This window comes from Caulobacter sp. ErkDOM-C (assembly GCF_048541825.1).
Lineage (GTDB): Bacteria > Pseudomonadota > Alphaproteobacteria > Caulobacterales > Caulobacteraceae > Caulobacter.
In genome coordinates, this window is record NZ_CP183332.1 from 3,099,050 (window position 1) to 3,121,113 (window position 22,064).

The following is a 22,064-nucleotide window of genomic DNA, read 5'->3' on the forward strand; positions in this document are numbered from 1 at the left end:
TTACTTGTTGATATGGGCGGCGGACGCCATGATCGTGCCGTCCGTGCGCATGATCGTTCGTAACAACAGGGGCCGCGCCGATGTCGAACCTGACCACGTCAGCAGGACTCGCCGCCGGCCTGATCGCGTTCGCTGTCCAGAAGGGCGCGGATCGCGCGGCGCTGATGACCCGGGCTGGCCTGAGCCTCGCCGACCTGGCGGACCACGACGACCGCCTGCCTTTCGAGACCTATGTGGCCCTGATGCGCGCGGCCCAGGACCTTTGCGATGACCCGGCGCTGGCATTGCATTTCGGCGAGGCCGTCGACCTGGCGGAGATATCGATCGTCGGCCTGATCATGAACGCCTCGGCCACCATGGGCGACGCCTTCACCCAGATGCAGCGCTTCGGCCGGCTGACGCTGGAAACAGAGGGGCTCAGCGACGGACCGCGCTTCACGCTGACCGCGCGCGACGGCCAGCTGTGGATGGTCGATACGCGGGCTGATCCCAACAGCTTCCCCGAACTGACCGAAGGGGCCTTCGTCCGGCTGGTCTGCGGCCCGCGCCGCTTCCTGCCCGAGCCGCACGTGCTGGAGGTACAGTTTTCCCACCCGGCGCCGGCCTGGCGGGCCGAGTACGACCGCATTTTCCAGTGCCCAGTGACCTTCTCCAGCGGCTGGAACGCCATGCGGCTCGACCCGCGCATCGTGACCTGGCCGGTGGCCCTCCAGCCACGCTACGTGTTCGGCGTCCTGACCCAGAGGGCCGACGGCCTGCTGCAGGAGCTCGAAGACCAGAAGACCGTTCGAGGCCGGGTCGAGGCCGTACTGCTGCCGCTGCTGCACACCGGCGAGGTCGGCGCCGACGTCGTCGCCCGCGCCCTGGGCTTCAGCCGCCAGACCCTGTTCCGGAAGCTCAGGACCGAGGCCGCCACCTTCAAGCAGGTGCTTGACGCCCTGCGCCACCGCATGGCGCTGCGCTACCTCACCGGCGCAAGAGCCTCGGTCAACGAGACCGCCTACCTCGTCGGCTTCTCCGAACCCGCCGCCTTCTCCCGCGCCTTCAAACGCTGGACCGGCCAGAGCCCCCGCGAGGTCCAGCTGGCAAGAGGGTCAGCTACCGGCGATCGCCTACCCTCCGGATAGGCGAGGGCGACGGTCAGAATCGGGCCTCCCACCGGAGCCCAGTCTTCCTGGCCGAGCGCTGACCTGAACCGCCGTGAGCCAACCCGGGGCGGCAACGTCGCCTTGCGATCACACACCACCCGACTCTAAGGTCTGCAATTGCGAGGATCCGAGTATGGCCGACCTGAAGAGACGCGTTTTGATCATCGCCGGAGCCGGACTCGCGACGGGTCTGGTCGCCAGTCCCGCCGCAGCCCGGGATCTGGCGGACTTCGCAAACGGGCAAGCCGGGCGCGCCACGGTGGACCACGCCGCCCTTGACGCCCTGCTGGCGCGCTGGACCCAGGATTCAAGCGACGGGGTAGTGCGGGTCGACTATGCCGGCTGGCGTCGATCCAACCCTGCACGCGATGGGTTGGGCCGCTATATCGACCACCTGTCGGCCCTTGACCCCCAAGCCTTGAGCCGGCCGGAACAGTTCGCCTTCTGGGCCAATCTCTACAACGCCCTGACCCTTCGCGAGGTCATCGACGCCTGGCCGGTCAAGTCGATCCGGGAAATCCGCTCATCTCTGCTTGTCGCCGGCCCGTGGAAGAAGACCGTCGTCCGGGTTCGCGGCGTCGACCTTTCGCTGGACGGCATCGAGCACGGCATTCTGCGCAAGGGATGGTCGGATCCGCGCGTCCATTATGCGGTCAACTGCGCCTCGTTCAGTTGCCCCAATCTGCGGCGGCAAGCCTGGCGCGGTGCGGGACTGGGTCCGACGCTGGATGAAGCGGCACGCGCCTATGTTAATCATCCCCGCGGCGTGGCTTTCAAGGGCGCGGCGCTCACGGTGTCCTCAATCTACAAATGGTATTCGAGCGATTTCGGCGGCTCTGACCGACGCGTCATCGACCACCTCGTCGGCTATGCGGCGGCGCCCCTCAAGGCCCGCCTTCTCCAGGTCGACCGGATCGCTGGCGACACCTATAACTGGTCGATCAATGCCATGGAAAACCGCTGATGAGCCTGATGAGACGCTTTCTGCCCTTGCTGGTTCTCGCCGTCCTGGTGGTGGCTGTGTTCGCCAGCGGCGTGACCCGCTACCTCAATTTCGAGGCGCTGCGGACTCATGAGACGGCCTTGCGGGCCTTTGTCGGCGAACACCTGATCCTGGCCCTGCTCAGCTTCATGGCCGTCTATGCCGTGGCCACGGCGATCAGCGTTCCCGGGGGCCTGATCCTGACCCTCACGGGCGGCTATCTGTTTGGCCCCTGGGTCGGCGGCGGCGCTACCGTGGTCGGCGCCACGATCGGGGCCGTTCTGGTGTTCTATGCGGTCCGCACCTCGCTGGGCGAGGTGTTGCGCCGGCGCGCCGAGGCCTCAGGCGGGACGCTAAAGGCTGTCATCGATGGCGTTCAGGCGGGGGCCTTTGGCTATATCCTGACCCTCAGGCTGGTGCCTCTGGCCCCCTTCTGGTTGGTCAATATCGCCGCCGCCCTGGCCCATGCGCCGCTACGGGCCTATGCCCTGGCCACCTTCCTGGGCATCATGCCTGCCACCTTCATCTATAGCGGCATCGGCGCCGGGATCGGCGATCTGATCGCCCGCGGCGAAACGCCGAACGCCGGGGCGATTTTCGAACCCCGCGTCCTCCTGCCCCTGATCGGGCTGGGCCTGCTGTCGCTGGGCACCACCCTCTATCAACGCCGCCGCGCCAAAACCGGAAACGCCCTGTGACCTCCAAAACCCTCAAGGTCGACATGGTCGTCATCGGGGCGGGCTCGGGCGGCCTGTCCGTGGCTGCCGGGGCCGCTCAACTGGGCCTCAAGGTGGTGTTGTTCGAAAAGGGGGAAATGGGCGGCGACTGCCTCAACTATGGCTGCGTTCCCTCAAAGGCGCTGATCGCAGCCGCCGAAGCCGCCCATCAGGCTCACGCTGCCTCGACGCTCGGCATCCGGGTCGGCGAGGTGTCGATCGACTTCTCCAAGGTCATGGCCCATGTCCACGCCGCCATCGCGGCCATCGCGCCCAATGACAGTCAGGCGCGCTTCGAGGGGCTGGGCGTTCAGGTGGTGCGCGAGGCCGCCCGCTTCGTCAACGATCGCACCGTCGCCAGCGACAGCGTGCGCGTCAGGGCGCGAAAGATCATCGTGGCCACCGGCTCCCATGCCGCCGTGCCGCCGATTCCCGGCCTCGACGCCGTCCCTTACCTGACCAATGAAACCCTGTTTGGCCTGACGACCCTGCCCGAACGCCTGATCGTGCTGGGCGGCGGCCCTATCGGCGTCGAGCTCGGCCAGGCTTTCCGCCGACTGGGCTCAGAGGTGGTGATCATTGAGGCCAACGCCCTTCTGGGACGCGAAGACCCGGCGGCCGCCGCCGTAGTTCTGGCCCAACTCCGCGCAGATGGCGTTGAGGTCATGACCGGCAGCAAGGCCACGCGGATCGCGGCCGGTCCCGTAGTTGAGGTCGAGGCCAATGGCCAGACCCGCACGGTCACGGGCTCGCACCTTCTGGTCGCGGTCGGGCGCAGCCCGGCCCTGAGCGGATTGGACCTCGACAAGGCGGGCGTCGAGACGGACCGCAACGGCATCATCACCGACAAGTCTCTGCGCAGCAGCAACCGGCGCGTCTATGCGGTCGGCGACGCCGCTGGTCGCGGTCAGTTCACGCATCTGGCCGGCGCGCACGCCTCGCTGGTGGTGCGCCGGGCTGTCTTCGCCCTGCCGGTCAATGCCGACGCCCTGCACACGCCCCGGGTCACCTATTGCGATCCGCAACTGGCCGCAATCGGGCTGGGCGAATCCGAGGCCCGCGTGATCCATGGCGATGACCTGCGCGTCGAGCGCTTTGACTTTGCTGAAAATGACCGGGCCATCGCCGAGGGCGACACCCGTGGCTTCGGCAAGCTGATCACGACGAAAAAGGGCAAGATCCTCGGCGTCACCCTCGTTGGCCGTCAGGCCGGCGACCATATCCATTTGTGGTCCCTGGTGATGTCGGCGGGGCTCAAGCTAAGCCAGATCACCAGCATGATCGCGCCCTATCCCACCCGGGGCGAGATCGGCAAGCGTCTGGCTGGCCAATGGTACACCCCGGCCCTGTTCTCAGACCGCACACGCAAGCTGGTGGCGATCCTGAAGCATTTCGCCTGAGGAAAGGGCGGCGACCGCGCGGCTGTGGCTAGGGTCTTGAGGCCAGCGGCGCCCGCATGCGCCGGATAAAGCCGAGATCGAGATAACGCTTCAACCACAGCGCAGCCCGGCCCAGCAGCCAGAACCGGCCGCGCACCGCCAAGCCCCGACCATCGCCCAGATCCATGATCGACAGCCAGCGGGTCTGCGGGTGGTAGGGCCGGCTAGGCCGGTCATCACCCTGGGCCGCCAGGTTGTTGAGCAGGACTGGCGCAGCGCGAACGCCGAAAACGCCCGCCGCTGGCCGCGTATAGCCTTCGATCACGGCGCAGTCCCCGACGGCGAAGAGGGCGGGGTCGCCTATGGCCTGAAGGGTCGGCATGACCCGCAGCCGCCCCTGTTCGTCCAGCGGCAGTCCCAGTTCGCCGATCAGAGGCGGGGCTGAGAGCCCGGCCGCCAGAACCAGGATGTCACAGGGCTGGAGCGCGCCGTCGGCCAGTCGACAGCTGTCGACGGTTCGACCCACGACAAGGCCGGACCGCAAAACGACCCCCCGCTCAACCAGGGCCGCCGACAGCCGAGACCAGGCGGCCGGCGGAAGGCCTACCCCGTGGCGGGGCGCGATCACCGTGACCTGAGGCCGACCGTCACCCCGCTCGACCAGGCCGCAGAGGCTGGCGGCGATTTCCAGCGCGCTATGGCCGCCCCCCGCGACCACGATCCGCGGCGCCGGGGCGCCCGCCGCCGCCAGCGCCTCGATCCGGGCGCGCAAGGTCAACAGCTGCGACAGAGGCTTGACCGGCCAGACCCCGGGGCCGCAGATCAGGCCGTGGGGATCATCTGCCACACTGCCGATGTTCAGCGACAGGCGGTCATAGGTTTCGGTCGCGCCATCGGCCAGGGTCAGGATGCGTGCTGCACGATCAACCGCCACGACGGACTGGGCCAGATAGCGAACGCCGAATGCCGCCGCCAGGGCCGCCACATCGATCTGGGCCTCATCCTGCGCCAGCGCGCCGGAGAGCACGCCGCTGGCCAGCCCCGAATAGTGAAACAGCTCGGGCGCGATCAGCGTGACCGTCAGCCCTGCGGCCCGTAGCTGGGCGGCTTGCCGCACGACGTGCAGATGGGCGTGGCCCGCCCCGACCAGGGTCACCGACCGCGCCGTCACGCGAGCCGCGCCTTGAAAACGCAGAAGGAGACGCCCTGCCGTGGCGCGCGCCTCAGGTTTTCAGTCCTGCCGAAACCCGCGCCAGATAGGTTTCAATACGTTTGGCGTTGGCGCCCAGATCGCTCAACCCAACGCGCGAGATGGATCGAACATCAATCCTGGAGCCCTGCCCTCCGGCGCCCGAACGCACCCGCACCACGACATCATCCTTGAATCCGAACCAGAAGGTCCCCGCCGTCGCCTCGATCACGCCGGCCTGCGGGTCCTGGGTCACCACGGCCCACCCCATGTCCTTGGCAGCCTTTAGAGCGGCAGCGAAGGCTGTCGTCGGCGCCCCGTCGAACACAGCCGTCCGCAGCCCCGGATAGGCCGCATGGCCGACCTGCCCCAGGCTCTTGCTGCCATATTTGGCGAACCGCGGATCGCGGTAGGGGTCTGCGGCGATCAGGGGCGCTCTCAGATCCGCCACGGGGTTGGCCTCCGCCGCCGTCCTGAGCGACAGGAGGTTAGGGCTCAGAGCCGGCGGATCGGCAATGTCGGTGGCGACGTCGTGGATCGGCGGGATGTTTGCCGCCTGGGCCCGCACCCAGCCCAGATAGCCCAGGCCGGTCGCGGGGATGATCAGGGCGACGAGCGCCGCCGTCCATGCGGCCCGGGGACGGCGGATCAAGACCAGGATCAGGGCGACGAGGGCGATCACGGCCGCGGCCAGCAGCAGACGCGGTCCCCACTGTATGATCAGCACGCCAAGCCCCAGACGCCAGGACCAAAGGCCAAACTTCACCCCAAGGGCGGAGACCAGGAACCAGACGGGGACCAGCAGGGACAAGGCCAGCGCTAGGCCTGCGAATTTCGCTCTCGTCAGCATGATGGTTCTCCTGTGTTTCGCGACCGTTCCACGAACCTCGCCGGGACGCCAGAGTCCGATTTCCAGGCGGCCCGATGAAACCTTTGTACCGCCTGGGCCGAATCTGCTGGGTATCCCCGCTCGGCGCTGGGACGAACAGCCCGAAACTGACACAAAGGACGCCATGACGTCGACCGCCTCGCCCTTCGCAACCCATCGCGCCGCCGCCGGGCCCGGCCGCTTCGTGGATCCTTTCGTCACGGCGGATGGATCGCGCCGCGCCCGGGTCGCCCAGACCACGCTGGAAACCCTGTGGTTCAACACCGGGTCCCTGTGCAACATCGCCTGCGTCAATTGCTATATCGAGAGTTCGCCGACCAATGACGCCCTGGCCTATCTGAGCCTGGAAGACGTCGGCCGCTATCTGGACGAGATTGCGCAGACCGGCCTGCCGACCCGCGAGATCGGCTTTACCGGCGGCGAGCCGTTCATGAACCCGGACATCCTGGCCATGCTCGACGCCGCCCTCGGTGCGGGCCATCAGGTTCTGGTCCTGACCAACGCCATGCGCCCGATGCTGCGGTGGGGTGCGCGCCTGAGCGATCTGGCGAGGCCGCATCGCGACCGTCTGACCTTTCGCGTCAGCCTCGACCATCACACCCAGGCGGTCCACGACGCCGAGCGCGGGACGGGATCCTGGGACAAGGCCTGGGAGGGTCTGGACTGGCTGGGCGAGCAAGGCCTACGTGTCGCGATCGCCGGTCGTCGACTGGCCGATGAGAGCGAGCCCGCCGCGCGGCAGGCCTATGGCGAACTGTTTCGCACGCGCGGCCTGGCCGTCGACGCCGAGGACCGATCGACCCTGGTGCTGTTTCCCGAGATGGAAGCGGACCGCGCCGTGCCGGAGATCACCGAGGCCTGCTGGCAAATTCTCGACCGGGCGCCCGAACAGATGATGTGCGCCACCAGCCGCATGGTCGTGCGCCGCAAGGACGCGGCCGAGCCCGCCGTCGTCGCCTGCACCCTGACGCCCTATGATCCCCAGTTCGAACTGGGCCAGACCCTGGCGCAGGCCTCCGGCGCCGTTCAGCTCAACCACCCTTTCTGCGCTCAGTTTTGCGTCTTGGGCGGCGCCAGTTGCAGCGCGCCATGATGTCACCTGGCCCTGGGCTGGAGGACCTCTCAGTGATCCTGCCCGTGCTCAATGCCGGCGAACGCCTGGCCAATACCCTGGTCGACCTGCCTGCGGTGCGAGAGGTGATCGTCGTGGATGGCGGCTCCGTCGATGACACCGTCGTCCGCGCAGCCGCCCATGGCGCGCGGGTGCTTCACTCTGTCCCGGGGCGCGGCCATCAGCTCGCCCTCGGCGCCGAGGCCGCCACCAGCGCATGGTTATTGTTCCTGCACGCCGACACCCGGCTCGATGCACCTGCCTGGACGGCTCTGGCGAACCATATCGCCGACCCCCAAGGACGGGGGTGGGCTGGAGCCTTCAGGTTCAAGCTCGACGACTCCGCCTGGCAGGCGCGGCTGCTGGAATGGGGCGTCGGCCTCAGGGTCGCCTTCCTGGCCCTGCCCTATGGCGACCAGGGGCTTCTGATCCATCGCGACCTCTATGCCGAGATCGGGGGATTTGCCGCCCTGCCCCTGATGGAGGATGTCGACCTGGCCCGCCGCCTTGGTCGCCACCGTCTTCGCCGGCTGGACGGTTCCGCCCTGACCTCGGCCGAGCGCTGGCGTCGCCGCGGCTGGGTTCGCCAGAGCGCCCTGAACCTGCGCTGCCTGGCGCTGTATTTGCTGGGCGTCGCCCCGGCCCGGATCGCGACGCTCTATGGCCGCTGATCCAACCCAGCAGCATCTGGTTCTGTTTACCCGGCAGCCGCGCTACGGCGTGGGCAAGCGCCGGCTCGCCGCAGATGTCGGCGACCTGGAGGCTGTACGGTTTGCTCGGGCGGCTCTGGCGCGCCTGCGTCGCACCCTGGGCCGCGACCCGCGATGGACCCTATGGATGGCCGTTTCGCCGGACCGGCCGACGGACTGGGCCGCGCCGTCGCGCGTGATCGCCCAGGGACCAGGCCATCTGGGCGAGAAGCTGGAACGGGTCGTCCGCGCCCTGCCGCGCGGACAGGTGGTCATCCTCGGCGCCGACACCCCGACCGTGACACGTCAGGACGTGGCCCAGGCCTTCGCTGCGCTCGGCGCCCACGACGCCGTGTTCGGCCCGGCCCGCGATGGTGGCTATTGGCTGATCGGTCTTCGCCGCCGGCCACGGATGCATCTGCCGTTTGAGGGCGTCCGCTGGTCGACCCAAGAGGCCCTGGCCGACACAGTGGCCAACATGGGGACCCGCCCGGTCGCCCTGCTAAGGGTACAGGAGGACGTCGATGACGGAGCGTCGCTTCGGCGCTATCTCAGCCGATCGCGCCGGGGCTGAACCGTCTGGGGCAGATCCCCGCCAGCTTGCCCGCCAGCACCGGATCCCATGACGCGGGATCGGTAACGACGGCATAGTCCAGGCCTGTGTCGATCGGTGAGGCCGTTCGGGCCTGCGGCAGGCCGCGCGCCAGTTCGGTCAGCATCCGGCGCGCCGCCTCGGCATTGGCCTTCATGGTCGCCAGGATCCCGGCGACCTCGACATGGGCCGTGTCGGCCCGCCAGCAGTCATAGTCGGTGACCATGCAAACGCTGGCATAGGGCAGCTCCGCCTCACGGGCCAGGCGGGCCTCGGGCATCGCCGTCATGCCGACGACTGAACATCCCCAGGCGCGGTAGAGCTCACTTTCAGCGCGGGTCGAGAACTGCGGGCCTTCGATGGCGACATAGACGCCGCCCTCGACCGTCACGGCCCCCGCCGCACGCGCCGCCTTCGCCGCTGCGGACGACAGGCTCGGACAGACCGGATCGGCCATCGAGACGTGAGCGACGAGCCCTGGGCCGAAGAAGGAGGCGGGCCGCGCGACGGTCCGGTCGATGAACTGATCGACCACGACGAAGGTCCCGGGCGGCAGCTCTTCCCGCAGCGAGCCGACCGCCGAAACCGACACCAGGTCGGTACAGCCCGCCCGCTTCAGAACATCCATATTGGCGCGGGCATTGATCGCGCCCGGCGGAATGCGGTGGCCCTGGCCGTGGCGCGGCAGGAAGACCAGGCGAACCCCTTCAAGGGTTCCGGTGACCAGCTCATCGGACGGCGCGCCCCACGGCGACTCCAGGCGGAGAGTCCGCCGATCCGACAACCCGTCCAGGTCGTACAGGCCCGAACCGCCCATGACGCCGATCACCCAGTCCTTCATGCCGTTCCTCTCCGAGCCCAGGCGCCGTTGATACGTCATCCGGGGGCGATGGGACAGACTGGCCTTGCAAGCCTCATGGGCATTGTCAGCCCAAATTTGGGGACGCCAATTTGAGCCGTTAGCATCGGTCGATGAAGAGCCCGTTCCGATAGTTTTGACAGCTCACCAGAGGTGATCCGCCTCGTGATGATGATGTCGGCGCCCTACCGCACCTTCGACAAGCTGCGACGCGTCGCCGAGGCGGCCGTGGTCGAGAACAAGCGGTCAGCTGGCCTGCTCGCCCTGATCCGACAGAGCCAAGAGGCCGTTACCAACCGGCACACCAACCGGGACAAGCCCAAGGCGGCGCGATCGAACCAACCACCTGTGTGGGACCGGCTGAGCCCTTGCCCTCAACGCCCGCCCTGCGGCGCCGGCCGAGATTGTGTTTTCGACCCGTTGCAGGCATTGGATAGTCACGGCACAAGCGCGGTCATGCTCACGCAGATCAAGTCATGGGCCAAAGGCTTGAAGCGGGATGTCGTCGCTCTGTGGATCGCAGCCCGTAGCCCACGCACACCGATGGCTGCGAAGCTGGTTGCAGGGGCCGTCGCGGCCTACGCTTTAAGCCCCATCGACCTGATACCTGATTTCATTCCCTTAATCGGCTACCTGGACGATCTGGTGATTGTTCCGCTTGGGATCGCGCTCGCGGTTCGATTGATCCCCCCCGTTCTGATGGCAGAGTTTCGGGCGGAAGCGCTTGCCGTAGCGAGACCGGTCAACCGGCTCATGGCCGTGGCGATAGTCGTCTTGTGGCTCGTTGTGTTTCTGATCGCTTCGGTTTGGTACTGGCGGAAGGTCCGCTAACCACTCTTCTCAAAAGTTTGGAAGGTCCGCCCGCGGCGTGCAAACCCGTCAGAGCCCCGCGCACCTGGCGGCGCGCTCGGTGAGGTCAAGGAAGGCGAACACCCCTGCCCTTGCGACGGTCGTCGGCTGCCCCAGGGCAGAGCCGAAAAGCCCTAACGATCTCAATGGGAAGAAAATGGCGCGCCCGGAACGATTCGAACGTCCGACCCTCAGATTCGTAGTCTTGAAACAAGTTATTATATTTCAATAGCTTAGAATTCCCGATCTGTAACCACAATGCATAGCGGCTCCGCTGGAAGCTCACGGGTTACAGGTGGAGAGCAACCAGGATCAGCCTCGAACCGGGGCCTGATGAAACCACGCCATCCGATGACCCTATCAACACGCATGAGAGCGACCCCAAGCTCGGAGGGCGTGATGAATTTGTTTAACTTCAACAACGGTTCAGGAAGGCGGAACCGCAATCCTTCGGCCCGCCCCTACTGACGCATCAAAAGCGGCTACTGCGGAAGCGGGACACGCATAGCGAGGATCTCTCGGGTTCGCCGCGTGATCCCGTAGAGAATTCCCGGCTGGCTCTCGTCCCAATCAATAGCCTGGCCCTCGGCCTCCATGCCCAGGGTGGCGAGATGGTCGAGCACGCCGCCGCCCTTGGGCAGTTGCATGACATACAGCTCTGGCAAATCGTGGCCGCTCAGATAGAGCCTGCCATCCGGCCCCCAGCCACCGCCCGAAACACTCATCGGCGCGATGCGCCCCAGCACGGTGGCCGGCAGGCCCCAGGCCTCAACCCGACGCCACTGATTGTCGAACTTCACCAGGGTGGTGTGCCGGTGGTCGCGCGGGGTCTCGCCGCCCTTGCCATCATAGTTGGCGAACATCGCCCACCAGAAGCCGTCGTGCCGGTCAATCCAGGTGACTGAGCCCGTTCCCAGCCCCAGCGAGATGCTGCGCTTGTGCGCCAGGCTCATGGGATCGAACACCTCGACCGTGCTGACGTGTGGCGTGGCGGGGAAGTTGGAGCTAGCGCAGACCAACTCCCTGGCAATCACCGCGCAGGAGTTGATGTGCGGAAAGCGCGCCTTCTCGCCAACCCACTCCGCGCGCTTTTCGCCGGTGTTCTTGTCAAAACGGATGAGCCTGAAGTTGCTGACCGAATAGAGGTCTTTAGGGCCGGCGGCGGCGCCCTGGCTGGCAGACCCCTCATAGCGACGGACCGTCTCGGCCTTGAGAGCCGGCGCGACAACCGGCAAGGGAAGTGCTTCGGACGCCTGAAGCGCTAGGACCGCAAAAAGCTGCAGGATCATCGGCTTTTTTCTCCGTCCGGGCCCTAGAAGTTCAACGCAGCGCCAGGCCAGAAAATGAGGCCGTAGTTGGCCCATTCCTGCAGGTTGGCGCGTTCTGGCCCAGTCACGTCCTGGCGACCGGTCTTGAACACTATCGCCCCTCTGACGTCCGAGAGGCGCTTAAGCCCGGCGAGTGACAGGCATGTTACAGGTGGGCGTCGCACCTTTGCCCCCCGTGGCAAACATGTCCGCGCGTCGCCGGAAATTTCCTCAGAGTCTGGCCGACTCGGCCCGGGCGTAGAAATAAAACCTTCGCGTACGATTCATTTCACCGTCGCCGACTCAGTGGAGACAGGAGGCGCCGGGAAGAAGATCAGTACACATCCGGCTGCGTCTGAACTACGCGCCGTCTTGACGACGATAACGTCATTCAAAGCGGCCCGCATGTCTGGGAGCGGCGAAATGATGACTTTGGCGACTTTACCCCTAGTTCCCGCCCTGGCGGCCCTGGCCCTCAATGGAAGCGATCTCGGCGCCTCGTCCGGCGGCAGCGCGGCCGCTCCGCCCGGCGGGACCCGCAGCACCGAGATAAGCGTGCTCACCTACAATGTCCGTGGCCTGCCCTGGCCGCTGGCCAAGGGTCGCGCCAAGGCCCTGAGGGCGATCGGGGCTGAACTGGCGACGATGCGGCGCGAGGGCCAGCAGCCCGACGTGGTGCTGATCCAGGAAGGCTTTCGTGGCGAGGTCAGCGACCTGGTCGAGGCCAGCGGCTATAGCTACTGGGCGCGCGGGCCCAGCCGGTTCGACCGGGCCTCAAGGGCCCGGGCGGAGAACGGGCGGCGCTACGCCTCGGTGCGCTATCCGTCGTTCGGCGAGGGCTGGGGCAAGTTCACGGGCGCCGGCCTGCACGTGCTGAGCGACGCGCCGATCACGGATGTCGAGGACATGCCCTACAGCTACTGCGCCGGACTCGACTGTTTGGCCAACAAGGGGGTGATGATGGTCCGCCTGGCGCTTCCCGGCGCGCCCAGCCAGATCGACATCGTCAATACCCACCTCAATTCGCGGCGCGCCGCCAAGGTGCCGATCGCCCGGTCATTGCAGGCGCACAATCTGCAGACCGAGGAGCTGATGACCTTCATCAACGCCCATCGCGACGTTGATCGGCCGCTGCTGGTCGGCGGCGACTTCAATGTCCGCAACGCCCCCGACCGCTACGACTATCGATCGGCTGAGCGGCCGTATCAGGTGGTCAGCGAATTCTGCAACCGCGCCGCCAGTCCCTGCGAAGGCCAGGCCGTGGATCATCCGGCCGCTCGGCCCTGGCTGCGCTCCCAGGACCTGCAGGCCTTTGCCAGCGCCGGGCCGGTGACCGTGCGGCCGGTCCGGATCGAGACACTGTTCGGCGCTTCCAAGGCGGGGCCGCAGCTATCGGATCACGACGGCTATCTGGTGCGCTATCGGCTCAGCTGGGATCATGCCGTTGTGGCCACCGCGTCCCCGCGGCCGCCGCTCGAGTTGCGGCCCCAGCTGCGCGGTGGCCTTGGCGTCAAAGTCATCTGGCGGCGGTAAGCGGACCTGGGAAAACAAACTGGCGGCTCCAAAACAGTCGCCTGATGCTTCAGGGCGGATCTCCCGCCTTGGGTCCTCTACACAGTCCGGGTTGCACTTCCCGCGGACCGCTACTTGCTCGTCAGCTTCAAGTAGATCGGATTTCCGATCAACAGCAGCCGGCCGCTGCTATCGCGCAGATTGACGCGCACCCAAGAGGCGCGATCATCGAGCTTAATCGAGAAAACACCGGGCTGTTCGAAGCGCACGGCGTCAACCACGCCGTCACGCACGACCTCCAGGCCAGCAAGATCTGCGCCCAATGCCGTCACCGCGAACCGGACCACCTCGCCGCGCTTGACCGCGAGGACGCCACCCATGACGGCCTCGCCCGCAGAGGCGCGAGCCGAAAGATCAAGTACCCGGTCGCGCGTTCCGTCGAGATCGATGAACACCCGGCCGGCCTTGAGCCCGGCCAGAAGCCCCGGCGTGGAGAGCTCTTCAGCGTACACCACGGTCGTCGGCCGCCCGACCGCCGAGGCGATGTCGCGCGCCAGGCCGGCGTCATGATTGTCGCTGCCGCCGATCGCGGTGATCCGATGGCCGGCGTTCAACTTCGCCTCCCAGAAGGCCACGCCCGACAGCGGCCCCTCCGCCCCGCCCTGGGCGCGCTCGGAGCCGCCATTGGCCACCTCGATCGCCTGAACCTTGTCATAGTCGGTATTGGCCGCCGTCCAGCCACAGCCCATGCAGATCTCGCCGGAGGGCGAGCTGGGATGGTTGATGGAGAACAGACCGCCGGCGGCGTCGACAAGGCTTTGCAGGGTGCGGACATTTGGCAGGGCGCGATCGCCCAGGCGGAAGTCGATAAAGGCGGTCGGGCCAAACACATTGGCGTGGCCCTGGAAGGTGGTCACTTCGCGCCCCGGGATCAGCAGCAACCTGTCGAAGGCGGGCTGCAGTTCCGCCATCGCCTCGAAATGGCTGGTGGTGTTGTGGTCGGTGATGGCGATGAAATCCAGGCCCCTGGCCGACGCCGCCTCGGCGGTGCGATAGACCGGACAGGGCGCGCGGGCCCCGGACTGGGTCTGGCAGGAACCATCGCTGTGGCCGGTATGGGCATGCAGGTCGCCGCGATACCAGCCGGCTGCGGCCTTCAACGGCGCCTGGGTCAGGCCGGGCGCGCCGATCGTCCGCTCCAGGAAGATCCTGGCCTCATAGGACGCAACGGTCGCGGCGCGGGTATTGGGCACGCCCAGCAGCAGGGTCCAGCGCCCGGCCGGCAGGGGCCCGGGAAGGTAGCTCATGGTCGCGTCCTCGACCGCCACGGTGAAGCTGCGCTTGTTGCCGCCGCTCCAGCCCCGGAAACGCTCAGGATCCATCAGGCCCAGATCAATGACCGTTCGCTGGTCCTTGCCGGTATGGTCGAAGGCCACGGTCAACCGCGTCACGCCGGCCGGCACGTCAAAGGTCACCGGCTTGTAGGTCTGGTGGTCCGCGCCGACGATCTGGCCGGTCAGCACCAGGTCCGGCGCCTTTTCGCGCGCCCAGGTCGGCGTCGCCAGGCCAAGAACGAACAGCGCGAGCAGGCAGCGGATCATGTCGATCTTCCAACGAAAAGTTGGGCGGCCGGGGGGAACCGGCCGCCCAGAGTCGAGGGGGATAGGAAAGCGGACTAGAAGCGGTACATCACCGCCGCGCGGAACGAGCGGCCGAACTCAGGACGACCGATGCCATAGACGGCGCCGGCCTCGGTGCTGATGATCTGGCCAGCGCGGGGATTGCCCTCGGTCAGACCGATCTCGTCGGTGAGGTTGTTGCCATAGGCATAGAGGGCCAGCTTGTCGGTGACATTGAACCGCACAGTAGCGCCCACCAGGGTATAGGCGGGCAGCTTCAGGGTGTTGGCGGCGTCGGAATAGCGATCACCGTAACGCTCGACGCTGCTTTCCAGCCGCAGGCGGCCATCCAGCAGGGTAAGGCCGGGCGTCAGGCGGAACGAGGTCTTTGGCACGCGGATCAGCTGATTGCCGGTAAAGTCGCGCGTGCGGCTGGCCGTGGCGGCCGGCGGCTTGACCTGGCAGGTGACGTCGGCCGCCGAGATCGAGCAAGCTTCCTCGAACTTGTAGTCGCCAAATTTCGGGTTCTGGATCGTGGCGCTGAAGCCCAGGTCGAACCAGCGGGTCGGGCGCAGGGTCCCTTCCAGCTCCAGGCCCAGGGTCTGGGTGTCGGTGATGCTGGCTTGCTGCACATAGGCGCCGGAGGTCGGATTGAACACCAGGCTGCCGAAGCCCAGGTTGTCATAGGTGGTCTGGAATACCGTGGCGTAGAGATCGGACTTGGGCATGGACCACTTATATCCGGCCTCCATCAGGTCCATGGTCTGCACGGTCGGGGCGGCGTTGAGGGCGTTGGTGATGAAATCGCCCAGCGACGGCAGGCGGAAGGCCGAGGTGTAGCGCGCGAACACGCCCATCTGCGGGGTGATCCTATAGTCGGCGCCCAGGGTCCAGCCGACGTGATCGAACTTGCGGTCGAGGCGATCATAGATGCCCGACCCGGACAGGACAGTGTCGTCGGCCGGGGCCGGTGAGAGGCCCAGATTAATTGTCTTGCTGCGCTCGCTGCGGCCAGCGAACTCGATCTGCTCCCAGCGCACCCCGGCGTCGATGCGCAGGGACGGCGTGAGGCTCCATTCATCCGTCAGATAGACGGCGGTGGTATTAGCCTTGCCGTCGCCATTGGCGAACTCGGCGCCGTAGCGCGAGACGCCGTTCTCGGTGAGGCTGGAAAGGATCTGACCTGCGCCATTGACGGCCACGAGGTCGAGGCGACGAGCGTTGCTGCGCACGTCGAGCAGGGTGTTGGCCGAATAGCGATTGAAGGCTTCTTCGACATGGGCGGCATAGACGCCCAGGGCGACGTCGTGGGTCTGACCGCCGACTTCGAACTTGTGCAGCAAGCGGGCGTCATTGATCAGCTCGTCCAGCGGCACCGAAACGTAACGCAGCGAACCGTCGAGAACCAGGCCGTTGCCGTTCTGGCCGGCGCCCGTGGTCTGGAAGATCTCGGTCGGCGAGGTGGCATAGCGCAGCTGCACGTCTGTGGCGCCCGGCGTGAGCGCCAGCAGCAGGGGGCGATACTGGGCGATGCGAGACGCGCCGGTCACCGGAGTGTTGGGGAACAGGCCGATGCGCTTGGATTCCGAGGTACGGTAACGCAGCGTGTTCTGGAAGTTCCAGCCGTCGAACAGCTCGTAGTTCAGGGTGGCGGTGGCCTGGGTCAGCTTGACCTCGGTGCCCCGCGTCAGGTCCCAGCTAAACGGACCCTTGGGGCCGCGCAAGGTCAGCTGGGCGGTTTCCGGACCGGCCAGGGTGCCCTTCAGGGCGTCGAAGCCGGGGGTGTCGCCCGGCTCGCCGGCGGCGTTGAACTTGATCGGCACGCCGGCGAACAGGATGACGTTGTCGTCCAGGTGCTTGATGTTGACCTCGATGCTACCGCGCTCGAAGTCGCGACCGGCCGAGACGCGCCACTGATAGCCTTTGTTGGCCGTGAAGCCCGGATCGCGGATGCCGTCATCCTCGCGCCAGAAACCGCCTGCCCCGACGCGCCACTCGCCGATCGGGCCGCCATACCAGAGGTCGACGCGCTTGAGGCCGTAGTCGCTGAGCTGAAGCTTCGCGATGCCTTCGGGCGTGTCGCCGCCCTTGCGGGTGATGAAGTTGACCGTACCGCCGGGCGCATAGGAGGCGAAGATCGACGAGGGACCACCGCGCACCACTTCGATGCGCTCAATGGTTTCATCCAGGCGGAAGGACTGGTCGGCGTTCAGGTAGCCCAGGCCGCCGTCATGCTGGATCGGCGCGCCGTCCTCCTGCAGGGCGATGGCCGAAAAGCCTTCCTGCGGGATGCCGCGGGCGCGGATATTGGCGCTGGCCTCGCCGCCGGAGGCCTCGACCCAGAAGCCGGGCACAGACTTCAGCGCATCGGCCACGCCCATCGGCGCGCGCATACGCAGGCTCTCTTCGCTCATGCTGGTGACCGCGTAGCTGGTGGCCTGGCGCGTGCGGGCGTCAGAGCCGGCCCGCGAAGTGACGATCACCTGCTCGACCACATCAGCGGCGGCCGCGTTGGCGGCCAAAGGGCCAGCCGCCCGTTCGCGCAGGGTGATGACCTGAGCATTGGCCGAGGCGATCTCCAGATCGGCGCCCTCGATCAACTTGCGCAGGGCCTCTTCGCGGCCAAACGCGCCCTTCAGGCCGTCGGTGCGGTGACGGGCGGCGACGTCATAGGGGAACATCAGCTGCACGCCGGCCTGGCGCGAGAATGCGTTCAGCGCCGCCGCCGTGTCGCCGGCCGGAATGTCGAATGCGACGCGCGCGGCCGCCTGGGCCTGGGCGGCGAGGGGGACCGCGGAAACAATGGCCGTGGTGGCCAGCAACAAGCACGCGCCCATGCGCGGCGCCCAGGTCTTGATCATCGGATTGCCCCTGCTTCGTTGATCGCCGTGATCGGCGTCTCGCACCGGAAGACGGGGAAGGCGGGGAAAACCCCTATCGAGATTTAAGAAGAATTCGCGACGACCCGTCGTCAATGATCCGTAGGCCGAAGGTCGTGCGCAAGGCCTGCAGAAAGCTGTCGGGGTCCCCGGTCAGGAACCGGCCGCCCAGCCGCAGATTGGCCGCTTGCGCGTCGTCGATGACCAGCTTGCGGGTCAGGTAGCGGTTGTATTCCGCGACCGCGACCGACAGCGCCTGGCCCTCGAAGACGATCTCGCCCCGCCGCCAAGCCTGCGCGTTCTGGACCTGATCTTCCGGCGCGTCGACGACCGCGATCTTGCTGTCGCTGACTTCCAGCACCCGGCGGGCGTCGTCGGGACCGGCCACGCCCGCCTCGGCGGTGGCGGACGCCGTTTCGATCACCGCCCGCCCGGCCAGGACCACCAGATCCAGCCCCGCCGGGCGCAGGCGGGCGTTGAACTGCCCTGCCGCCAACCGCGCCAGGCCCTGGGCGGTGACCAGCTCAAACGGACGCAGGCTGTCCCTGGCGATGGTCAGGGCCGCCTCGCCGCGCGCCAGCCACAGCCGGCGGCGCTGTCGGTCGAAACGCCAGAAGACCTCGGTGTCGGTGTTCAGTTCGATCGAGCTGCCATCGGGCAAGGCCAGGGTGCGGCGCTCGCCGATCCCGGTCGCCGCGCGGTCGCGCAGCAGCACGTCGCGGCCAAGATAGGCGCCGCCCACCAGGCTAGCCGCCAGGGCCGCGCCGCCGCCGGTCAGCCAGGCGCGACGATTGATCGCCGGCGGGGGCCGCGCCGCGTCGGCTCGCAACGCATCCAGCCGGCTCCAGGCGCTTGCTACCTCTGCGAAGGCCGCCGCGCGGCGCGGATCGGCGTCACGCCAGGCGTCCAGCTCACGTTCGGTCGTCCGGCCAGCGTCCAGTCGCGCCAGCCATTGCGAAGCCTGGGCGATCAGTGCGTCTCTGTCTTGATCGCCCGTCTTGGCCATGAACTCGGTCGTTTCTCAATACTGCGGCCATCACCCGCCGCCAGGGCCTTGGTCAAGAGGCGGAGCCCCTTGGCGAGGTGTTTCTCGACCGTAGAGATGGACAGGTTCAACCTAACCGCTATCTGCCCGGGCGAAAGGCCGTACATTTTTCGCAAGGTCAGAACCTTGCGGCATTGGTCGGGCAAGCGCTCCAGCGCGGCAAGCACCAAGTCGAGCTCCTGTCGGGCGCTCGTCACAGCATAGGCGTCCGGCGCAGGATCGGCCAGCAGGTCCATTTCCAGCACCCCGATCTGACGAATCCCGACCACCTTGGCGCGGCGGAAACGCTCGAAGGCCAGGTTGCGGATGATGGTCATCACAAAACGGTCAGGCGCCTCAAGCCGGCGCCAGTCGGCAACGCCCAGCACCTTCGCATAGGCCTCTTGAACCAGATCCTCGGCCTCAGCCTCGTCGCCGATCAGCTTGCGGGCATAGGCGCGATAGTTGCCAGCATAGGGCAATATGCGGGTCGCGAACCAACGATCTATGTCACGCAGCCAGGCCATCTAGGGCGTCCCGTCACCCGAAATGCAGCCGGGTCGATGCCAAGCTGAACTAGCGCGATAGCGTGTCAGTTTGCTGACGGACCAGGTCCACGCGGGTTTCCGATCAGCCGCTCCGTCGGCGTTCCTTCACTTCAGTGCCAGGCTTTCTGGTAATGGCACGATGTCGACAGGTCGACCTTCCCAAGGTCGACGAAGCGCCAGATGCGTACATTGGCGCTCCTCCAGCAACAAGGCCTTCAGATCAGCGCCTCGAGCTCAGCAATACGGTCGCGAAGCGACTTTACCAGCTCATGCACACGCGACTCCGGGAAGCGCCGGGTAATGTGCTGGGGGCAATTCCAGTCGAAGCCTTGGACCTGGATGGTCCAGTAACGCTCCACACGCCTGCGCGCCGCGTCCGGGGCGTCGACATAGCCTTCCGGCTGCTCTGAGCTGACCGATGCCAGGCCAAAGATTTTCAACCGAACCTTCTGCTCGTAATCCATCAGGAAGAGGCAAACCTTCGATGCTGCATCGATGTTGCCAAGGCTGATGTACTGACGGTTTCCGCGATAGTCGGGGAACACAAGGCGGCGGTCGTCCAGGGGCTGCAGAAACCCAATCGGCCCACCTCGGTGCTGGACATAGGGCCAACCGGTCTCACCGACCGTGGCGAGGTAAAAACTATCCCGCTCAAGGATGAACGCGTCTTCCTGGGGCCCCAGAGCGTCGCTGAAGGCCGGGCCGGCGTCGAAGCCCTCATAGCCACGACGGCTCCCTTGCGCCTCCTGCGCAGCGATGACGCCTGGCGTGAAAGCCAGCTCCATGAATCTATGTCCCATGGGTCACTTCCTCCATTGCTACTGCGGACTAGAGACCCAGATCAGATAACCCTGGATGGTCATCAGGACGCCGGCCTTGCGGCCATCGGAACAGCCGATCCTGCTCCTGGATCTCCAAATCGTTGATGCTGGCGATCCGCAGGCGCATCAGCCCCTCGCCGTCGAACTCCCAGTTCTCGTTGCCGTACGAGCGCCACCATTGACCGGCCGCGTCCTGCCATTCGTAGGCAAAGCGCACGGCGATGCGGTTGTCGGTGAAGGCCCAGAGCTCCTTGATGAGCCGATACTCGGCCTCGCGCTGCCATTTGCCGGTCAGGAAGCTGACGATCGCCGCCCGACCTTGCAGGAATTCGGCGCGGTTCCGCCAGACGCTGTCCTCAGTATAGGCCAGAGAGACAGCGTCCGGGTTCCGGGAGTTCCAGCCATCTTCCGCCATTCGCACTTTTTGGATGGCGCCATCACGATCAAACGGCGGCAGCGGAGGGCGGGCCATGGATGTCTACCTTTGCATCGGAGTGGACGGCCGCGCTTCGGAGGGCCGAGAGGAAAGCCAAAGGGCGCGACCGCGACGGCCAGAACCCTGCAATGACCAGACACCAGAATCTGAGACGGGATAATCCGCCTTGTAGGCAATGATCAGTTTCAGCAGGCGAAACGGTCTTGACCGTCACGTCGAAAGATCTGCGTCCATTTACTACGGCTGTCATTAAGCCGGGGCCTCGCACCTTTCAGTTCAGCCCAAAACTTGGTGCAGGTTCCCGTGCGCGACAAGCCACGAGAGAAGACGCAGCGAGGCGCCGGATGCTCTCGGGATGAAACAATCAATTGCGCACAACGAGGCTTATTCACTGCCCCGCCACCCCATACCTTGGCGACGGGTTCAGAGGCACACCGCCAATGCCCATCGATTTCCTAAAGGGCTCGGCGCCCAACGCCGGCCGACGCAACCGGAGACTACAATGTCCTATAAAGCCGCTCGCGCCATCATCGGCGCTGTCAGCCTGATGATTGCCGCCCCCGTCCTCACGACCCAGGCGCACGCCATCGTTCCGACTTCGACGTCGGCCGTCAACACCGACACCGCCAATCTGGCCCTGCGCGGCTATGATCCGGTCGCCTATTTCAGCGCCGGCAAGCCGACCCTGGGCCAGGCCCGCTATTCGACCAAGTTCAACGGCGCCACCTATCACTTCGCCTCGGCCGAGAGCCTGAAGATGTTCAAGGCCAGCCCCGCAGCCTATGCACCGCAATATGGTGGCTTCTGCGCCATGGGCGTGGCCCTGGAGAAGAAGCTCGATGGCGACCCGATGGTCTGGAAGGTCGTCGACAAGAAGCTCTACCTCAACGTCAATCAGGACGTATCCGTCGCCTGGGGCCGTGACATTCCGGGCAACCTCGTCAAGGCCGAGGAAAACTGGCCTGAGATCATGAGCAAGACCCCCGACAGCCTGTAGTAGGCAGATCGGCAACCTCTTGTCGGACCGGTCAGGCCTTCTCCCCCCCTGCCCCCCCGTGGAAGGTCGATAGGGGAGCGCGAGGTCACCGCCCGCCCCCCCCCCCTTCTGGTCTGGTCCGGCGGACGCCCGGCGCCCCCAGGATGCTCAACATTGGGCATCCTGAAGGGGCGTCGGGTTTGTCGTTTCCATCTGATGAAAGTGAGCCTTCCCAATGAAGCGGATTAGCCTGTCCTCGAGCCTGGACGCCCAGCTGGCGCTCGCCTTGTTGGCACGCTGCGTCTGTTGCGAGACGAGAGACAAACTTGAGCAAGAGGCCCGGTCGGCAGGCTTGACGGGCGCGGAAATCGACGCGGCGTGGGCAGGCCGGAGTTTCGACGTCAAATGCTCGGCAGCCATAGGCTTTGCCCTGGCCGTGAGGTCTTTCAGCGAGATCGCGATCGCTACGAGTAGGACCCGCGCGCTACGCATGGGACTAACCCGCGAAGAGCTGGATCTTGTCGAGGCTCGGGCTTTGG

Annotated in this window: 20 protein-coding genes; 10 read left to right on the top strand and 10 right to left on the bottom strand. The window is 66.4% G+C overall.

Features of this window, described 5'->3' with window-relative positions:
• Window positions 1-80 precede the first annotated feature (80 nt).
• The 4 genes from ACN2C8_RS14920 to ACN2C8_RS14935 all read left to right on the top strand — a co-directional run bounded on the left by ACN2C8_RS14920 (window position 81) and on the right by ACN2C8_RS14935 (window position 4,246).
• On the top strand, window positions 81-1,127 hold the full coding sequence (locus tag ACN2C8_RS14920; RefSeq protein ID WP_419252786.1) for an AraC family transcriptional regulator: 1,047 nt from the start codon (window positions 81-83) through the stop codon (window positions 1,125-1,127).
• Window positions 1,128-1,281: 154 nt separating this feature from the next.
• Window positions 1,282-2,112 carry a DUF547 domain-containing protein gene (locus ACN2C8_RS14925; protein WP_419252787.1) on the top strand — a complete coding sequence of 277 codons (831 nt, stop codon included), beginning with the start codon at window positions 1,282-1,284 and terminating at the stop codon, window positions 2,110-2,112.
• Window positions 2,112-2,828, top strand: a complete 717-nt coding sequence (locus tag ACN2C8_RS14930) for a TVP38/TMEM64 family protein (RefSeq protein WP_419252789.1) — start codon at window positions 2,112-2,114, stop codon at window positions 2,826-2,828. The genes ACN2C8_RS14925 and ACN2C8_RS14930 overlap by 1 nt, the downstream gene beginning before the upstream one ends.
• On the top strand, window positions 2,825-4,246 hold the full coding sequence (locus tag ACN2C8_RS14935) for a dihydrolipoyl dehydrogenase family protein (RefSeq protein WP_419252791.1): 1,422 nt from the start codon (window positions 2,825-2,827) through the stop codon (window positions 4,244-4,246). Before ACN2C8_RS14930 ends, ACN2C8_RS14935 begins: the two co-directional genes overlap by 4 nt.
• A 28-nt stretch (window positions 4,247-4,274) precedes the next feature.
• Here the strand turns inward: ACN2C8_RS14935 and ACN2C8_RS14940 are convergent, their stop codons facing one another.
• Together ACN2C8_RS14940 and ACN2C8_RS14945 are read right to left on the bottom strand one after the other, a co-directional pair.
• Window positions 4,275-5,396, bottom strand: a complete 1,122-nt coding sequence (locus ACN2C8_RS14940) for an NAD(P)/FAD-dependent oxidoreductase (RefSeq protein WP_419252793.1) — start codon at window positions 5,394-5,396, stop codon at window positions 4,275-4,277.
• Between the two features lie 52 nt (window positions 5,397-5,448).
• Window positions 5,449-6,264: a DUF1499 domain-containing protein gene (locus ACN2C8_RS14945; protein ID WP_419252795.1), complete on the bottom strand. Its 816-nt coding sequence runs from the start codon at window positions 6,262-6,264 to the stop codon at window positions 5,449-5,451.
• A gap of 163 nt (window positions 6,265-6,427) precedes the next feature.
• Here ACN2C8_RS14945 and ACN2C8_RS14950 point away from each other — a divergent pair, with 163 nt between their 5' ends.
• From ACN2C8_RS14950 to ACN2C8_RS14960, 3 genes are read left to right on the top strand one after another with little or no spacing between them, the layout of a single operon-like run.
• A complete protein-coding gene (locus tag ACN2C8_RS14950; protein ID WP_419252797.1) occupies window positions 6,428-7,396 on the top strand; it encodes a radical SAM protein in 969 nt (322 codons plus the stop codon).
• Between the two features lie 32 nt (window positions 7,397-7,428).
• Window positions 7,429-8,085, top strand: coding sequence for a TIGR04283 family arsenosugar biosynthesis glycosyltransferase (locus ACN2C8_RS14955; RefSeq protein WP_419252799.1), 657 nt, complete (start codon window positions 7,429-7,431; stop codon window positions 8,083-8,085).
• Complete coding sequence (locus ACN2C8_RS14960) at window positions 8,075-8,677, top strand: TIGR04282 family arsenosugar biosynthesis glycosyltransferase (protein WP_419252801.1); 603 nt, start codon at window positions 8,075-8,077, stop codon at window positions 8,675-8,677. Before ACN2C8_RS14955 ends, ACN2C8_RS14960 begins: the two co-directional genes overlap by 11 nt.
• Here ACN2C8_RS14960 and mtnP read toward each other — a convergent pair.
• Entirely contained in the window at window positions 8,655-9,536 is an 882-nt protein-coding gene (mtnP, locus tag ACN2C8_RS14965; protein ID WP_419252803.1) for an S-methyl-5'-thioadenosine phosphorylase, read from the bottom strand. The two genes, ACN2C8_RS14960 and mtnP, sit on opposite strands and share 23 nt — an antisense overlap.
• A gap of 171 nt (window positions 9,537-9,707) precedes the next feature.
• On the opposite strand from mtnP, the gene ACN2C8_RS14970 reads away from it, so the two are divergent.
• Complete coding sequence (locus tag ACN2C8_RS14970) at window positions 9,708-10,385, top strand: YkvA family protein (protein WP_419252805.1); 678 nt, start codon at window positions 9,708-9,710, stop codon at window positions 10,383-10,385.
• Between the two features lie 500 nt (window positions 10,386-10,885).
• Here the strand turns inward: ACN2C8_RS14970 and ACN2C8_RS14975 are convergent, their stop codons facing one another.
• Window positions 10,886-11,692, bottom strand: a complete 807-nt coding sequence (locus tag ACN2C8_RS14975; protein ID WP_419252807.1) for a hypothetical protein — start codon at window positions 11,690-11,692, stop codon at window positions 10,886-10,888.
• Window positions 11,693-12,133: 441 nt separating this feature from the next.
• On the opposite strand from ACN2C8_RS14975, the gene ACN2C8_RS14980 reads away from it, so the two are divergent.
• Complete coding sequence (locus ACN2C8_RS14980) at window positions 12,134-13,243, top strand: endonuclease/exonuclease/phosphatase family protein (RefSeq protein ID WP_419252809.1); 1,110 nt, start codon at window positions 12,134-12,136, stop codon at window positions 13,241-13,243.
• A gap of 110 nt (window positions 13,244-13,353) precedes the next feature.
• Here ACN2C8_RS14980 and ACN2C8_RS14985 read toward each other — a convergent pair whose 3' ends face one another.
• The 6 genes from ACN2C8_RS14985 to ACN2C8_RS15010 form a co-directional block, all read right to left on the bottom strand.
• The gene (locus ACN2C8_RS14985; protein WP_419252811.1) at window positions 13,354-14,823 is read right to left on the bottom strand and encodes a CehA/McbA family metallohydrolase; all 1,470 of its coding nucleotides are present in this window, start codon (window positions 14,821-14,823) and stop codon (window positions 13,354-13,356) included.
• 74 nt (window positions 14,824-14,897) lie between these two features.
• A complete protein-coding gene (locus ACN2C8_RS14990) occupies window positions 14,898-17,702 on the bottom strand; it encodes a TonB-dependent receptor (RefSeq protein ID WP_419252813.1) in 2,805 nt (934 codons plus the stop codon).
• 73 nt (window positions 17,703-17,775) lie between these two features.
• Entirely contained in the window at window positions 17,776-18,726 is a 951-nt protein-coding gene (locus ACN2C8_RS14995) for a FecR family protein (protein ID WP_419252815.1), read from the bottom strand.
• Window positions 18,690-19,271, bottom strand: coding sequence for an RNA polymerase sigma factor (locus tag ACN2C8_RS15000; RefSeq protein ID WP_419252816.1), 582 nt, complete (start codon window positions 19,269-19,271; stop codon window positions 18,690-18,692). The genes ACN2C8_RS14995 and ACN2C8_RS15000 overlap by 37 nt, the downstream gene beginning before the upstream one ends.
• A gap of 236 nt (window positions 19,272-19,507) precedes the next feature.
• Complete coding sequence (locus ACN2C8_RS15005) at window positions 19,508-20,077, bottom strand: pyridoxamine 5'-phosphate oxidase family protein (RefSeq protein ID WP_419252818.1); 570 nt, start codon at window positions 20,075-20,077, stop codon at window positions 19,508-19,510.
• Window positions 20,078-20,120: 43 nt separating this feature from the next.
• On the bottom strand, window positions 20,121-20,585 hold the full coding sequence (locus ACN2C8_RS15010) for a DUF1348 family protein (RefSeq protein WP_419252820.1): 465 nt from the start codon (window positions 20,583-20,585) through the stop codon (window positions 20,121-20,123).
• 466 nt (window positions 20,586-21,051) lie between these two features.
• Between ACN2C8_RS15010 and ACN2C8_RS15015 the strand changes: the two genes are divergently transcribed.
• On the top strand, window positions 21,052-21,546 hold the full coding sequence (locus ACN2C8_RS15015) for a YHS domain-containing (seleno)protein (protein WP_419252822.1): 495 nt from the start codon (window positions 21,052-21,054) through the stop codon (window positions 21,544-21,546).
• The last annotated feature ends 518 nt before the right edge of the window (window positions 21,547-22,064 follow it).

Bases quoted from the DNA above. Each gene is read 5' to 3' on its own strand.
- ACN2C8_RS14920 (WP_419252786.1), top strand. From the start codon at position 81: ATGTCGAACCTGACCACGTCAGCAGGACTCGCCGCCGGCCTGATCGCG.
- ACN2C8_RS14925 (WP_419252787.1), top strand. From the start codon at position 1,282: ATGGCCGACCTGAAGAGACGCGTTTTGATCATCGCCGGAGCCGGACTC.
- ACN2C8_RS14930 (WP_419252789.1), top strand. From the start codon at position 2,112: ATGAGCCTGATGAGACGCTTTCTGCCCTTGCTGGTTCTCGCCGTCCTG.
- ACN2C8_RS14945 (WP_419252795.1), bottom strand. From the start codon at position 6,264: ATGCTGACGAGAGCGAAATTCGCAGGCCTAGCGCTGGCCTTGTCCCTG.
- ACN2C8_RS14950 (WP_419252797.1), top strand. From the start codon at position 6,428: ATGACGTCGACCGCCTCGCCCTTCGCAACCCATCGCGCCGCCGCCGGG.
- ACN2C8_RS14960 (WP_419252801.1), top strand. From the start codon at position 8,075: ATGGCCGCTGATCCAACCCAGCAGCATCTGGTTCTGTTTACCCGGCAG.
- mtnP (WP_419252803.1), bottom strand. From the start codon at position 9,536: ATGAAGGACTGGGTGATCGGCGTCATGGGCGGTTCGGGCCTGTACGAC.
- ACN2C8_RS14975 (WP_419252807.1), bottom strand. From the start codon at position 11,692: ATGATCCTGCAGCTTTTTGCGGTCCTAGCGCTTCAGGCGTCCGAAGCA.
- ACN2C8_RS14980 (WP_419252809.1), top strand. From the start codon at position 12,134: ATGATGACTTTGGCGACTTTACCCCTAGTTCCCGCCCTGGCGGCCCTG.
- ACN2C8_RS14985 (WP_419252811.1), bottom strand. From the start codon at position 14,823: ATGATCCGCTGCCTGCTCGCGCTGTTCGTTCTTGGCCTGGCGACGCCG.
- ACN2C8_RS14990 (WP_419252813.1), bottom strand. From the start codon at position 17,702: ATGATCAAGACCTGGGCGCCGCGCATGGGCGCGTGCTTGTTGCTGGCC.
- ACN2C8_RS14995 (WP_419252815.1), bottom strand. From the start codon at position 18,726: ATGGCCAAGACGGGCGATCAAGACAGAGACGCACTGATCGCCCAGGCT.
- ACN2C8_RS15000 (WP_419252816.1), bottom strand. From the start codon at position 19,271: ATGGCCTGGCTGCGTGACATAGATCGTTGGTTCGCGACCCGCATATTG.
- ACN2C8_RS15005 (WP_419252818.1), bottom strand. From the start codon at position 20,077: ATGGAGCTGGCTTTCACGCCAGGCGTCATCGCTGCGCAGGAGGCGCAA.
- ACN2C8_RS15010 (WP_419252820.1), bottom strand. From the start codon at position 20,585: ATGGCCCGCCCTCCGCTGCCGCCGTTTGATCGTGATGGCGCCATCCAA.
- ACN2C8_RS15015 (WP_419252822.1), top strand. From the start codon at position 21,052: ATGTCCTATAAAGCCGCTCGCGCCATCATCGGCGCTGTCAGCCTGATG.